Here is a 12,611-nt window from a genome sequence, read left to right on the forward strand (position 1 = left end):
TACCGACTTGCAAGGCCCCCGCCGCACCGTTACAGTTTCGGCTTGATCAGATGCCGGCGCGCGCCGGTTCTCCTCGGAGTTGAACGCTTTGCTTTCCATACTGCGCGAGGCCGGCTGGCCTATCTGGCCCCTGCTGGCGACATCCGTCCTGGGCTTGGCGCTGATCTTCGAGCGCTTCCTCTCCCTGCGCCGCGGGCTGGTCATGCCCCGTGGCTTGAGCGATCAAGTGGCTGAAATGCTGCGCAATCGCCAGGACACCCCCGAATCGATCAATCGCCTCGAGCGCAACTCGCCGCTGGGCCGGATCCTGGCCGAAGTCATGCGTCACCGCCACCTGCCCCGCGAGGAACTGCGCAACGTGGTCGAGGACACCGGCCGCGCCGTCGCCCACGACCTCAGCCGCTATATTTCGGCCATCGGCACCATCGCGGTGGTTGCACCCCTGATGGGCCTGTTCGGCACCGTCGTCGGGATGATCGAAATCTTCGGTTCCTACACCCCCGGCGGCGGCGACCCGGCCCAGTTGGCGCGCGGCATCTCGATGGCGTTGTACAACACCGGCTTCGGCATCCTGATCGCCATTCCCGCCATGATCGCGCACCGGTATCTGCGCGGCCGGGTGGACAGCTACCTCAGCGCCATGGAACAGACTGCTTCGCGTTTGGTCCGCGCCGTCTCCCCCGGCTCCGCGCTGCGCGAGGGCCGTTCATGAATTTCCGCGGCCCCCGCGGCGACCGGGACGAGCTGGATATCAACCTGATCCCGCTCATCGACGTGCTGCTGGTCATCCTGATCTTCCTGGCCGCGACCACCTCCTTCGCGCGCTTCACACAGTTGAAGGTGACGCTGCCCCAGGCGTCGATGGAACAAGACACGCCCCCCGCGCTGGAAGTCGCCATCAGCCAGGATGGGCGCTATGCGCTCAACGGCACCCTCATCGACGTCTCCACGCCGCCCGAAATCGCCGACGCGCTGCGCCAGGCCGCGGCCGGCAAGACGGAGCCGCTGGTCGTCATCAATGCCGACGCGCAGGCCACCCACCAATCCGTGATCAACGTCATGGAAGCGGCCCGCCTGGCTGGCATCGGCCGCGTCAACTTCGCCGCGCAGACCAGCCGGTGAGCGCCAAGCGTGCCTCGACGCTGCTGGCGCGCCAATGGCAGCACGGCGGCTGGCTCTCCAACCTGCTGCTGCCGCTCTCCAGGCTGACCGCCTGGGAGGTCGCGCGCAAACGCCAGGGCTATCTGGACGGTACCCGCAGCGCCTACCGCGCCCCGGTTCCCGTCGTGGTGATCGGCAATGTCTACGTTGGCGGCACGGGCAAAACTCCCATGGTCATCGCCACGGTGCAAGCGTTGCGGGCCCGCGGCTACACCCCCGGTGTCGTCAGCCGCGGCTACGGCGTCAAGATCGGTCCGCACGCGCGCGTCGGGCTCGGCGACCTGGAAGCCTCCCGCTTCGGCGATGAGCCTGCGCTGATCGCTCGCGCCACCGCCGCCCCGGTTGCCGTGCATCCCAAGCGCGCCCTGGCCGCTCAGGCCCTGCTGCGGGCACATCCCAAGGTGGACGTAATAGTCTCGGACGACGGCCTGCAGCATCTGGCGCTCGCCCGCGACGTCGAAATCGTGGTGCAGGACGAGCGCGGCGTGGGCAATGGCCGCCTGCTGCCCGCCGGCCCCTTGCGTGAACCCGCCGAACGCCTGCGCGAGGTCGATGTGGTGGTCACGAACATCGGCACACCCGGCCACGAGCCGCCCGGCGCCAGTGCCGGCGGCCGGCCAAGGCAAGTCCGCATGTGGCTGGAGCCCGACGGCACACGTCAGGTCTCGGGCCACGGCAGGCGCCCCCTGGCCGACTTCGCTGGCCAGCCGCGCATTGCGGCGGCCGCCGGGATCGGCAATCCTGAACGCTTCTTCACAACGCTGCGCAGCGCGGGCATTCAGCTGGAAACCGCGCTGGCCTTGCCGGATCACCATGACTATGCCGAATCGCCCTTCCAGGCGCTCAAGGCCGACGTCATCCTGGTCACCTCCAAGGACGCTATCAAATGCTCGGCCCTGAACGATGCGCGCCTCTGGGAGGTTCCAGTGCGCGCCGGTTTTTCCGACCCGCAGCTGTTCGATTGGCTGGCCCAGGCGCTGCCCCCGCCGGCACGGGCTTAGGACGCGGCCGTCCGCCAGCCGCGCTGGACCCGGCGCCGGGCAAACTGCTTTAGAATTCCGCTCATGGAATCCCGCCTTCTCGACATCCTCGTCTGCCCGCTGTGCAAGGGCCGCCTCGAACACGACCGGCAGCACGCCGAACTGGTCTGCCGCGCCGACCGCCTAGCCTTCCCCGTGCGTGACGGCATCCCTGTCATGCTGGAATCGGAAGCCCGCGCGCTGGACGACGCACCCGCCTCATCCTGACCCGCCGCCGCATGAGCTTCATCGCCCTGATCCCGGCGCGCACCGCTTCGACCCGGTTGCCCGATAAACCGCTTGCCGACATCGCCGGCAAGCCCATGGTCGTGCGCACTGCCGAGCGCGCCGCGCTGTCCAGCGCTACCCGACTCTATGTGGCGACGGACGATGTCCGCGTCCAGCAAGCTGTGCAGGCGCACGGCCTGCAGGCCTTGATGACCCGCGCCGACCATCCGACCGGCACCGACCGCCTGGCCGAGGCCGTGGAACAACTGGGTCTGCCCGACGACGCCATCGTGGTCAATGTGCAAGGCGATGAACCGCTCATCGAACCCGAACTCATCGATGCCGTCGCCGCCAAGCTGCAAGCCAGCCCGGAGGCCGACATCGCCACCTGTGCCTGCCCGCTGGCCGACGCCGACGCGTTGTTCAATCCCAATGTAGTCAAGCTCGTCTGCGCCGCGAACGACCGCGCGCTGTACTTTTCGCGCGCTCCGATTCCCTGGGCGCGTGATGCACTCGCCTCGGGGGTGCGCGTGCTGGCCGAGGGGCTGCCCGCGTGGCACCACATCGGCCTGTATGCGTACCGGGTGTCGTTCCTGCGCCGCTACCCCTCCCTGCCGCAAGGCACGCTTGAGCGTTTTGAGTCGCTGGAGCAATTGCGGGCCATGGAACACGGCCACGTCATCGTCGTCCATCGGGCGTCCCACCCTCCTGCCGCAGGCGTAGATACCCCGGCAGACCTGGAACGCGTCCGACTGGTCTACAGCAAGCAGATATAAGGGTTATTTCCTATGGCGCGGCTCCGCATCGGCTGCTGCATTGCGGCATAATTCCCCGGATCACAAAAAATACACCCCTTCAGGAGCACTCATGCGTCTCATCTTGCTCGGACCTCCCGGCGCCGGCAAAGGCACCCAGGCCGCGTTTCTCACCCAACATTTCGGCATCCCCCAGATCTCCACCGGCGACATGCTGCGCGCCGCGGTCAAGGCGGGCACGCCGTTGGGCATTGAAGCCAAAAAGGTCATGGATGCCGGCGGCCTGGTTTCCGACGAGATCATCATCGGCCTGGTACAGGACCGCCTGAAGCAGCCTGACTGCGCCAACGGCTACCTGTTCGACGGTTTCCCGCGCACCATCCCGCAGGCAGACGCGCTCAAGAGCGCGGGCGTCAAGCTGGATTACGTGGTGGAAATCGAAGTCCCCGAAGAAGACATCATCGAACGCATGAGCGGGCGCCGCGTGCACCAGCCCAGCGGCCGCAGCTACCACGTGCGCTTCAACCCGCCCAAGGTCGAAGGCCGCGACGACGTCACCGGCGAAGAACTGATCCAGCGCGACGACGATCGCGAGGAAACCGTGCGCAATCGCCTGTCCGTGTACCGCGAACAGACCCGCCCCCTGGTCGACTACTACTCGTCCTGGGCGCAGCAGAATCCCGCCGACGCCCCGAAGTACCGCAAGATCTCCGGCGTTGGCGCTGTCGAAGAAATCAAGGCACGCCTGTTCCAGGCCGTCCAAGGCTGATCGGCGCCTCGATGGCTCACAAGCCTTCGGCGCCGGCACCGGAACGCATCGTGTCCGGCCGGCACCGCAGGCCCAGGGCCTGTTCACATCCAATGTGAACAGGCCCTCGTCACATCCGGCGCCTGCCGCGCCGCTTTCATCCCTAGAACTGACTGGTGGTAGACACATGGAAATCGCGAACAAGGTATTCATCGTCACGGGCGGCGCGTCCGGACTGGGCGCCGGCACGGTGCGCATGCTGGTCGAAAACGGCGCCAAGGTCGTCATCGCGGACGTGCAGGACGAACCGGGTTCGGCGCTGGCCAAGGAACTCGGCCAGCGTTATGTCCATTGCGACGTGACCCAGGAGGCCGACGGCAAGAGCGCCGTGGCCGCCGCGCTCGAACTCGGTTCGCTCTTCGGCCTGGTGAACTGCGCTGGCGTTGCGCCCGCCGCCAAGATCGTGGGCAAGAACGGCGCGCATTCGCTGGAACTGTTCCAGAAGGTCGTGTCGATCAACCTGATCGGCAGCTTCAACATGATGCGGCTGGCCGCCGAGGCCATGAGCGCCAACGCCCCCGAGCCCACCGGCGAACGCGGCGTGCTCATCAACACCGCTTCCGTGGCCGCCTTCGACGGCCAGATCGGCCAGGCTGCCTACGCTGCCTCGAAGGCGGGCGTGGCCGGCATGACCCTGCCCATCGCGCGCGATCTGTCCAAGACGGGCATCCGCTGCATGACCATCGCCCCGGGCATCTTCGGCACGCCCATGATTTTCGGCATGCCGCAGGAAGTGCAGGATTCCCTGGCCGCCAGCATCCCCTTCCCCGCCCGCCTGGGCCGCCCGGAAGACTATGCCAAACTGGTCCACAGCATCATCACGAACGATATGCTGAACGGCGAAACGATCCGTCTGGACGGCGCCATCCGCATGCCGCCGAAATAGAAGAATAGTGCCCCCACGCGGCGCTCGCTCCGCTCGCTTGCTGCCCCCCGAGGGGGCTGCGCCGCCTTGGGGCGGCCCGGCGGCGGCGCGGCTATTCTTGCGCGCGGTAAACAATCCCGTCCCGAAATGCGCTCGCTTCGCTCGCTTGCTGCGGGCATTGTTGCGGGCGTGGCGCCTTTCGGGCGACTATTCCGTCTTGCGGGGCCAGCCGGCCCCTTTTTTTACATAACCTTCCCATGAGCCTGTTTCGCTCGGCGGCCACGGTCAGCAGTTTCACCCTGCTGTCCCGCATTTCCGGCCTGATCCGTGACATTCTGGTGGCCCGCGCCTTTGGCGCCGGCCCCCTCACCGACGCCTTCTGGGTCGCTTTCCGCATCCCCAACCTGCTGCGCCGCTTGTTCGCCGAAGGGGCATTCGCCCAGGCCTTCGTGCCCATCTTGGGCGCGGCGCGCAACAACAGATCCGAAGCCGAAGTCCGCACGCTGCTGGACCGCGTAGCCCTGCTGCTGACTGCGGCGCTGATGCTGATCACGCTCATCGGCATCTTCGCCGCTCCCTGGGTGGTGTCCGCCATGGCCAGCGGCCTGCGTGGGGCAGACCGCGACACCGAGTTCGGCGCGGCGGTCTGGATGACGCGCGTGATGTTCCCCTACATCTTCTGCATGTCGCTGATCGCCTTCGCCTCGGGCGTGCTCAATACCTGGCGCCGCTTCGCCGTGCCGGCGTTCACCCCGGTCCTGCTGAACCTGGCCATGATCGCCGCCTGCATCTGGCTCGCGCCGCGCCTGGAAGTGCCGATCTATGCGCTCGCCATCGGCGTCATGATCGGCGGAGTGGCCCAATTGGCCGTGCAATGGACGGCGCTATCGCGGCTGGGCCTCACGCCGCGCTTTACGCTGCGGTTCCGCGAGGCTTGGGGCGATCCCACGGTGCAGCGCATCCTCAAGCAGATGGCGCCCGCCACCCTTGGCGTTTCCGTCGCGCAGATCTCTCTGCTGATCAACACCAACATCGCCACTTGGCTGAAGCCGGGCAGCGTGACCTGGCTGTCCTTTGCCGACCGCCTGATGGAGTTCCCCACGGCGCTGCTGGGAGTGGCGCTGGGCACCGTACTGCTGCCCAGCCTGTCCGCGGCCCATGCGCGCGAGGACCACGGCGGTTATAGCGGACTGCTGGACTGGGGCCTGCGCCTGGTGCTGCTGCTGGGTTTGCCGGCTGCGGTGGGCATGGCGCTGCTGTCCGATGGGCTGGTCGCCACCCTGTTCCATTACGGCGCCTTCGACGCCCAGGATGTCACCCAGACCCGCCTTGCCGTCATTTCCTATTCCGCCGGACTGATCGGCCTGCTGGCCGTGAAGATCCTGGCACCGGGCTTCTACGCCAAGCAGGACATCCGCACACCCGTGAAGATCGCCATCGGCGTGCTGATCATGACGCAATTGTTGAACCTGGCGCTAGTGCCCGTCATGGCGCATGCCGGGCTGGCATTGGCCATCGGATTGGGCGCCTGCCTGAACGCGCTGGCGCTGCTTATCGGACTGCGCCGCCGCGGCGTCTACCAACCCGGCCCTGGCTGGACTTCGTTCGCGCTGCGACTGCTGCCGGCCCTGGCCGCGCTGGCGGCTCTGCTCTGGTATGCGGACGGACGAATCGACTGGATCGCCCTGCAGGCCCACGCGGGACTCCGGGCAGCCTGGCTGAGCGGCGTGTTGGCGGCCAGTGCGGCGGTCTACTTCGGAATGTTGTTACTGTTTGGCTTCCGTCCTAGGGACTTCGGCCGACGTCCGACGCGTTAAGTTCGGACAATCTGCCTATATACACTTCAAAAGCCGGTCTTGTGCCGGCTTTTTTGCATTAGATTCGTCAAGAATTGACAATCAGCCGGTAATCTTTGGTAAAAAACCTTTATTATTTACAAATTGCCATCGAAAGGATCCCCCTGGATGCACTGCGGGGACATGAAGTGACGTACGCCCAAGGACAACCCATGGCGGACCAGGTAATCAATTGGCTGCTGTTATTGCGCTCTGGCAAGGCGACCGCACAGGACTATAACGACTTCCTGGCGTGGCGCGCTGCCGACCCGGCCCATGAAAATGCCTGGCAGCAGCTGACCGGTTCGCTGGAAGGATCGACATTCGGCCGGCTTGGCGACGCCTATCCCGCAGGATACGCCGCGGCCGGCCCCGCCGTCCCGCCTGTAGCCGTCCCTGCCGGGGCCGGCATCGCGCCCCCTCGCCGCCGCTTTCTGGCTGGCGCGCTGACGCTCGCCGGCGCGGGCGCCTGCGCGGCGTATGTGGGCAACGCCTTCTACCCCCTGGGCAACGTCGCGGCGGATGCCGCCACGGCTACCGGCGAACGCCGCCGCTACCTGCTGTCCGACGGCAGCCAGTTACTGCTGGACGCCCGCAGCCGGGTCAACCTCGATTTCACCCCCGCTTACCGCCAGGTCCGACTGCTGGACGGCGCCGTCACGGTCTCGGTAGCGCCCGACGCGCGGCGGCCCTTCCTCGTCCAGACCGCCGAAGGCACGGTCCGCGCCCTGGGCACGCGTTACATGGTCCGTCAACAGGCCCAGCGCACACTGGTGGTAGTACATGAACATGAAGTCGAGGTCGAGACCATGTCCGGCGCCCACGGCACCGTCCGCGCCGGCACCGGCGCCCGGTTCGACGCGGCCCGCATGGATACGCCGCGTGCCGAGCTGATGGCCGAGGCCGCCTGGGAGGCGGGCTGGGTCGAAGCACGCGGCCGCCCCCTGGCCGAAGTGATCGCGGCCCTGCGCCCCTACCGCAGCGGCACCTTGCGCGTCTCGATGGCTGCGGGGGGCCTGCCGGTATCCGGCCACTTCCCGCTGGACGACACCGACGCGGCGCTGGACACATTGAGGGACATGATGCCCATCCATGTCCGCCGCTTCACGCCCTGGTTCGTCTCCATCAGCGTCGCCACCTGACAACGGCAGCGTCGACGCCCTGCTCTCCGGAGCGGCTTCGTTGTATACTTCGCACGGTGTTTTTATCCAGTAGGCGCCACGGGTTTTCCTCAAGGCTTTGCACGAGGACCATCCGCAAGGGCTCTCCAGCCCGGGGACATTTTCCCGCAGCGCCCCCCGCCCGGTTGACGGGCGCTCCATCGGCTGATCCGACATTAAAAGCTTGCAATCCCCCGGGGACTTGCTACAATGTTCGACTTTGCCGAATTCAACTTATATAGCAACATGGCCAATACCGCCCAAGCCCGCAAGCGCGCTCGCCAATCCGTTGAGCGCAACAAGCACAATTCCAGCCTGCGCTCGATGCTGCGCACCGCCATCAAGCGCGTTCGCCAATCCATCGCCGCTGGCGACAAGGCTGCGGCTGGCGAAGTGTTCCAGAAGGCCTCCAGCGTGATCGATCGCGTGGCCGACAAGAACATCATCCACAAGAACAAGGCCGCTCGCCACAAGAGCCGCCTGGCTGCCGCCATCAAGGCGCTGGCCTAAGCCATTCTGCCGCCCTGTTTTCAGGGCGTCACGAATACGGCAAATAAAAAAGGATGCCCATGGGCATCCTTTTTTGCGTTCCGCCTGCCCGCGGCTGCGCACCCTTCCCGTCCTAGTCCAAGCGTGACGCGAGGCGGCCGTGTGCGGCTTGCGCCGCCTCGCGCAGCGACGCCATCAGCGCCCCGACCAGCGGATTGCCCGGACGATGCTCGGGGAACACCACGCTGATCCGAAACGGGAACGCGCGCGCCAAGGGACGGATGTGCAGCCCGCGGCCAACGAAATCCAGGGCGGTCAACGGGTTCACGATAGCCAGACCCAGTCCCTGGCGCACGAAGGTGCACACGGACACAGCGCTCGGCGTCTCGACAATGGACCTGCGCAACACGCCGCTTTCGGCAAACGCCTCGTCGATCTGGATACGGTAGGGGTCGCTGGAAGACAGGCTGACGAACGCATGCCCTTCGAAATCGGCCAGTTCGATACGCCGCTTGGCCAGTAGCGCATGGCCGTCGGGCAGCACGCATACCTCATCCACTTCCAGCAGCAGTTCCACGCGGGTGCCGGCGGGTGCCGCGTCGTGCTCGGTCAGGCCCAGGTCGTAACGCTGCGCGCTCAGCCACTCTTCCAGGAAAGGAGATTCCTGCGTCTCCAGCGCCAGGCTCACCCCAGGATGCCGCTCATGGAAGCGCCGGAACGCCTCCGGCAGGATCGAATGGGAAAAGACCGGCAAGGCGATTACCGACAACTGGCCGCCCTTGTATGCCCTCAGGCGCGCGGCGGCCGAAGAGACCCGCTCCAGGCCGGCGTACGACTGGCGGACCTCATCGAACAGGGCCAAGCCTGGCATGGTGGGCCGCAGCCGCCCCGCCACCCGATCGAACAGCGCGAAACCGATACCCTGCTCCAGGCGCGCCAGTTCCCGGCTTACCGTCGGCTGGGACGATCCCAGCAACTCCGCCGCCTTGGTCACGCTGCCGGCGATCATGACCGCCCGGAAAACTTCGATATGCCGGTGCGTCAGCATCGCCTGCCCCATATCAGGAATGAATTGATGAAGGAAATATAAGCATTTTACTGGATGGCCGAAGCCGGGCATCATGCCGCCTTGTTTTCAATTCCCTCAAGGTATCGCCCGCCATGGCCTTCGATCCGCGCCAACTCACCCAACTCGCCGCCGAACACGGCACGCCCCTGTGGGTCTACGATGCCGCCGTCATCCGTGAACGCATCTCGCAGCTGCGCCGCTTTGACACCATCCGCTACGCGCAGAAGGCCTGCTCCAACCTCCATATCCTGCGCTTGATGCGCGCCGAAGGCGCCATGGTGGACGCCGTCTCGCTGGGCGAAATCGAACGCAGCCTGGCCGCCGGCTTCCAGCCGCAGGGCGAACCGGAGGGCATCGTTTTCACGGCCGACCTGATCGATCACGCCACGTTGGCCGTTGTGCTCAAGCACGGCATCACCGTGAACGCTGGGTCCCTGGATATGCTGGCGCGCGTAGGCCAGGCCTCGCCAGGCCACCGCGTATGGCTGCGGATCAATCCGGGCTTTGGCCACGGCCATAGCAACAAGACCAACACGGGCGGCCCGCAGAGCAAGCACGGCATCTGGATCGGCGACGTGGCCGAAGCCATGTCCATCGTGCGCCGCCATGGCTTGAAGCTGGTCGGCATCCACATGCATATCGGCTCGGGCGTGGACTACGGCCACCTGTCCAGCGTGTGCGACGCCATGGTCGACGTGGTCGCGTCGCTGGACCATGACATCGAAGCCATTTCCGCTGGCGGCGGCCTGTCCATCCCCTACCGTGAGGGCGATGCCCGCATCGACTGCGATCACTACTTTGAACAATGGGATGCGGCGCGCAAGCGCATCGCCGAGCGCCTGGGCCACGACATCCGGCTGGAGATCGAGCCAGGACGCTTCCTGGTTGCCGAAGCCGGTGCGCTGGTTTCCGAGGTGCACTCGATCAATCGCCGCCCGGAACGCGATTTCGCGCTGGTAGACGCGGGCTTCAACGATCTGATGCGCCCGGCCATGTACGGCAGCTATCACCGCATTTCGGTGCACGCTCCGGACGGCAGCCGCCCGCAGGGCGCGGCCGATACCCGCATCGCCGTGGCCGGCCCGCTATGCGAATCGGGCGACGTGTTCACGCAGGACGCCGGCGGCGTCGTATCCGACCAGTTGCTGCCCAAGCCGCGCATCGGCGATTTCCTGGTGTTCCATGATGCGGGCGCCTACGGATCTTCCATGTCCTCGAACTACAACAGCCGTCCGCTGGCGCCCGAAGTGCTGTTGGACAACGGCGGCGCCCGACTGATCCGCCGCCGCCAGACGATCGGCGAACTGCTGGCGCTGGAAGAGACGGCGTCCGGCGCCTGATACGCGGAGCGACGGACGACGGGGAGCCCAGCGTGGCATTCAGGTGGGAAAGGCTTCGCGCAAGGCGAAGGTCGCCTGCTTGAACACGCCCAGGTCCGTGCCCACCGCCACGAAGTGCATGCCCATGTCCAGGTAGCGCCGCGCATCCGCATGCACCGGGGCCAGGATGCCCACGGCCTTGCCCTGGGCCGACACCCGCTGGTACAGGTGGCGGATGGCCTCCTGGACTTCAGGGTGGCCGGGGTTGCCGATATGCCCAAGCGCTGCGGCCAGGTCGGACGGCCCGATGAACACGCCATCCACCCCTTCCACCGATGCGATCTCGTCCACCGCATCTATTCCCGGACGGCTTTCGATTTGCAGCAGAACGCAGATGTTGTCGTTGATGGTGTGCAGGTAATCCGGCACCGTGCCATAGCGGTTGCTGCGCTGGGCGCCCGCCACGCCCCGCATGCCCTGTGGGGGATATCGTGTGGCCGCCACGGCGCGGCGCGCATCTTCCTCGGACTCGATGAACGGAATCAACAGGTTGTAGAAGCCGATATCCAGCAGGCGCTTGATCTCCACCGGATCATTCCAGGACGGCCGGCCCACGGCGGCGCTGGCACTGCCCTGCAGGGCCTGCAGCTGCTGCAGGAACATCGGCACCTCGTTGGGCGAATGCTCGCCGTCCAGGAGCAGCCAGTCGAAATTGGCCAGTCCCACGAGTTCTGCCGTAATGTGGCTGGACATGCACATCCAGAATCCTATGAGCCGTTCGCGCGCCAGGATGCGTTGCCGGAAACGGTTGGGTAAGGGTGAGTTCATTGCCGCCTTCAATTCATGAGAAAAACAGGTTGGGCCGGGCCGCCAAGCCCGCCCGCGCATTCAATCGACGCATTCAGTCCATCTTGGCGCCGGAAGCCTTGGCCGCCTTGCCCCACTTCGCGATTTCATTGTCCACGAAGGCCGAGAACGACTTCGGGTCGTCCGCCACCACCACGAAACCCACGCTCTCCAGCTTCTGCCGGATGTCAGGAGAAGACAGGGCTTTCACGGTCGCCTGGTTCAGGCGCTGGATGACGGCAGGCGGTGTCTTCGCGGGCGCGGACAGGCCAAACCAGGACTCGGCCGAAAACCCCGGATAGCCCGATTCCGCCACGGTGGGCGTGTCGGGATAAGCGGGGTTGCGCTTGGCGCTGGCCACGGCCAGGGCGCGCAGCTTGCCAGAGGTGACTTGCGGCAACAGCGTGTCCTGGTTCAGGAACATGACCGACACACGGCCTCCTATCATGTCGGTGATAGCCGCCGCGCCGCCCTTGTAGGGCACGTGCACCAGGTCGATCTTGGCGTCCTGTTCCAGCATTTCCATGGCCAGATGGCCGGAGGAGCCGCTACCCGAACTCGCATGCGTGTACTTGCCGGGGTTCTCGCGGACCAGCTTGATGAAATCCGCGAAGGTCTTGCCCGGGAAATCGTTGTTCGCCACGAGCACGTTGGGGCCGGTCGCCAACAGGGAGATGTGCGCGAAGTCGCTATTGCGGTACGGCATGTTCTGGTAGATCGCATAGCTGATGGCGTTGGAGCCGACGCCCGACAGCAGCAGCGTGTAGCCGTCGGGCTCCGCCTTGGCCACCAGGTCGGAGCCAATATTGCCGTTGGCGCCGCCCTTGTTCTCGACCACCACGGTCTGGCCCAATTCCTTGGACAGCTCGGCCGCCAGCAGGCGGCCCACCGAATCGGTGCTGCCGCCCGCCGGAAATGGCACGACCAGCTTGAGCTGCCGCGCGGGCCAGTCCGCGCCCTGCGCCATCAGCATGCCTGGCAGCAGCGTCATCGCTCCCGCCGCTGCCAGGATGGCCAGCCGTATGCGCGCCGGTTTGTTCTGTTGCATGGTTGTCTC

At 66.1% G+C, this 12,611-nt stretch carries 14 protein-coding genes; 11 read left to right on the forward strand and 3 right to left on the reverse strand.

The window, feature by feature from the left end; all coding sequences use genetic code 11:
* Positions 1-88 precede the first annotated feature (88 nt).
* The 10 genes from VCS63_RS17255 to rpsT all read left to right on the forward strand — a co-directional run bounded on the left by VCS63_RS17255 (position 89) and on the right by rpsT (position 8,341).
* Complete coding sequence (locus VCS63_RS17255) at positions 89-712, forward strand: MotA/TolQ/ExbB proton channel family protein (protein WP_063642366.1); 624 nt, start codon at positions 89-91, stop codon at positions 710-712.
* Complete coding sequence (locus tag VCS63_RS17260; RefSeq protein WP_042794200.1) at positions 709-1,122, forward strand: ExbD/TolR family protein; 414 nt, start codon at positions 709-711, stop codon at positions 1,120-1,122. Before VCS63_RS17255 ends, VCS63_RS17260 begins: the two co-directional genes overlap by 4 nt.
* Positions 1,119-2,162: a tetraacyldisaccharide 4'-kinase gene (gene lpxK / locus VCS63_RS17265; protein ID WP_063961017.1), complete on the forward strand. Its 1,044-nt coding sequence runs from the start codon at positions 1,119-1,121 to the stop codon at positions 2,160-2,162. The genes VCS63_RS17260 and lpxK overlap by 4 nt, the downstream gene beginning before the upstream one ends.
* A gap of 63 nt (positions 2,163-2,225) precedes the next feature.
* Complete coding sequence (locus tag VCS63_RS17270; RefSeq protein WP_042794201.1) at positions 2,226-2,408, forward strand: Trm112 family protein; 183 nt, start codon at positions 2,226-2,228, stop codon at positions 2,406-2,408.
* A gap of 11 nt (positions 2,409-2,419) precedes the next feature.
* A complete protein-coding gene (kdsB, locus tag VCS63_RS17275) occupies positions 2,420-3,184 on the forward strand; it encodes a 3-deoxy-manno-octulosonate cytidylyltransferase (RefSeq protein WP_063642364.1) in 765 nt (254 codons plus the stop codon).
* A gap of 91 nt (positions 3,185-3,275) precedes the next feature.
* Positions 3,276-3,932 (forward strand): adenylate kinase, encoded by a 657-nt coding sequence (gene adk, locus VCS63_RS17280; protein WP_042794202.1) that lies wholly within the window; start codon positions 3,276-3,278, stop codon positions 3,930-3,932.
* A gap of 166 nt (positions 3,933-4,098) precedes the next feature.
* On the forward strand, positions 4,099-4,857 hold the full coding sequence (locus tag VCS63_RS17285; protein WP_063642363.1) for a 3-hydroxyacyl-CoA dehydrogenase: 759 nt from the start codon (positions 4,099-4,101) through the stop codon (positions 4,855-4,857).
* Between the two features lie 236 nt (positions 4,858-5,093).
* The gene (gene murJ, locus VCS63_RS17290; RefSeq protein ID WP_164794130.1) at positions 5,094-6,653 is read left to right on the forward strand and encodes a murein biosynthesis integral membrane protein MurJ; all 1,560 of its coding nucleotides are present in this window, start codon (positions 5,094-5,096) and stop codon (positions 6,651-6,653) included.
* A gap of 191 nt (positions 6,654-6,844) precedes the next feature.
* Positions 6,845-7,813 carry a FecR domain-containing protein gene (locus VCS63_RS17295; protein ID WP_063640354.1) on the forward strand — a complete coding sequence of 323 codons (969 nt, stop codon included), beginning with the start codon at positions 6,845-6,847 and terminating at the stop codon, positions 7,811-7,813.
* A gap of 264 nt (positions 7,814-8,077) precedes the next feature.
* Positions 8,078-8,341, forward strand: a complete 264-nt coding sequence (gene rpsT / locus VCS63_RS17300) for a 30S ribosomal protein S20 (RefSeq protein ID WP_006396042.1) — start codon at positions 8,078-8,080, stop codon at positions 8,339-8,341.
* Positions 8,342-8,453: 112 nt separating this feature from the next.
* On the opposite strand, the gene VCS63_RS17305 is transcribed toward rpsT, so the two are convergent.
* A complete protein-coding gene (locus tag VCS63_RS17305; protein ID WP_063640408.1) occupies positions 8,454-9,368 on the reverse strand; it encodes a LysR family transcriptional regulator in 915 nt (304 codons plus the stop codon).
* Positions 9,369-9,481: 113 nt separating this feature from the next.
* Between VCS63_RS17305 and lysA the strand changes: the two genes are divergently transcribed.
* Positions 9,482-10,729, forward strand: a complete 1,248-nt coding sequence (lysA, locus tag VCS63_RS17310) for a diaminopimelate decarboxylase (RefSeq protein ID WP_076817782.1) — start codon at positions 9,482-9,484, stop codon at positions 10,727-10,729.
* Between the two features lie 39 nt (positions 10,730-10,768).
* Here lysA and garL read toward each other — a convergent pair whose 3' ends face one another.
* Positions 10,769-11,536, reverse strand: coding sequence for a 2-dehydro-3-deoxyglucarate aldolase (garL, locus tag VCS63_RS17315; protein ID WP_041655817.1), 768 nt, complete (start codon positions 11,534-11,536; stop codon positions 10,769-10,771).
* A gap of 73 nt (positions 11,537-11,609) precedes the next feature.
* Complete coding sequence (locus VCS63_RS17320) at positions 11,610-12,602, reverse strand: Bug family tripartite tricarboxylate transporter substrate binding protein (RefSeq protein WP_063640356.1); 993 nt, start codon at positions 12,600-12,602, stop codon at positions 11,610-11,612.
* Positions 12,603-12,611: the final 9 nt, after the last annotated feature.

This window comes from Achromobacter sp. D10, from assembly GCF_035282245.1.
GTDB lineage: Bacteria > Pseudomonadota > Gammaproteobacteria > Burkholderiales > Burkholderiaceae_B > Achromobacter > Achromobacter insolitus.

Excerpts from the sequence above, each read along its gene's own strand:
- VCS63_RS17270 (WP_042794201.1), top strand. The coding sequence starts at position 2,226 with ATGGAATCCCGCCTTCTCGACATCCTCGTCTGCCCGCTGTGCAAGGGC.
- VCS63_RS17295 (WP_063640354.1), top strand. The coding sequence starts at position 6,845 with ATGGCGGACCAGGTAATCAATTGGCTGCTGTTATTGCGCTCTGGCAAG.
- VCS63_RS17285 (WP_063642363.1), top strand. The coding sequence starts at position 4,099 with ATGGAAATCGCGAACAAGGTATTCATCGTCACGGGCGGCGCGTCCGGA.
- lysA (WP_076817782.1), top strand. The coding sequence starts at position 9,482 with ATGGCCTTCGATCCGCGCCAACTCACCCAACTCGCCGCCGAACACGGC.
- garL (WP_041655817.1), bottom strand. The coding sequence starts at position 11,536 with ATGAACTCACCCTTACCCAACCGTTTCCGGCAACGCATCCTGGCGCGC.
- murJ (WP_164794130.1), top strand. The coding sequence starts at position 5,094 with ATGAGCCTGTTTCGCTCGGCGGCCACGGTCAGCAGTTTCACCCTGCTG.
- VCS63_RS17305 (WP_063640408.1), bottom strand. The coding sequence starts at position 9,368 with ATGCTGACGCACCGGCATATCGAAGTTTTCCGGGCGGTCATGATCGCC.
- kdsB (WP_063642364.1), top strand. The coding sequence starts at position 2,420 with ATGAGCTTCATCGCCCTGATCCCGGCGCGCACCGCTTCGACCCGGTTG.
- rpsT (WP_006396042.1), top strand. The coding sequence starts at position 8,078 with ATGGCCAATACCGCCCAAGCCCGCAAGCGCGCTCGCCAATCCGTTGAG.
- VCS63_RS17260 (WP_042794200.1), top strand. The coding sequence starts at position 709 with ATGAATTTCCGCGGCCCCCGCGGCGACCGGGACGAGCTGGATATCAAC.
- adk (WP_042794202.1), top strand. The coding sequence starts at position 3,276 with ATGCGTCTCATCTTGCTCGGACCTCCCGGCGCCGGCAAAGGCACCCAG.
- VCS63_RS17320 (WP_063640356.1), bottom strand. The coding sequence starts at position 12,602 with ATGCAACAGAACAAACCGGCGCGCATACGGCTGGCCATCCTGGCAGCG.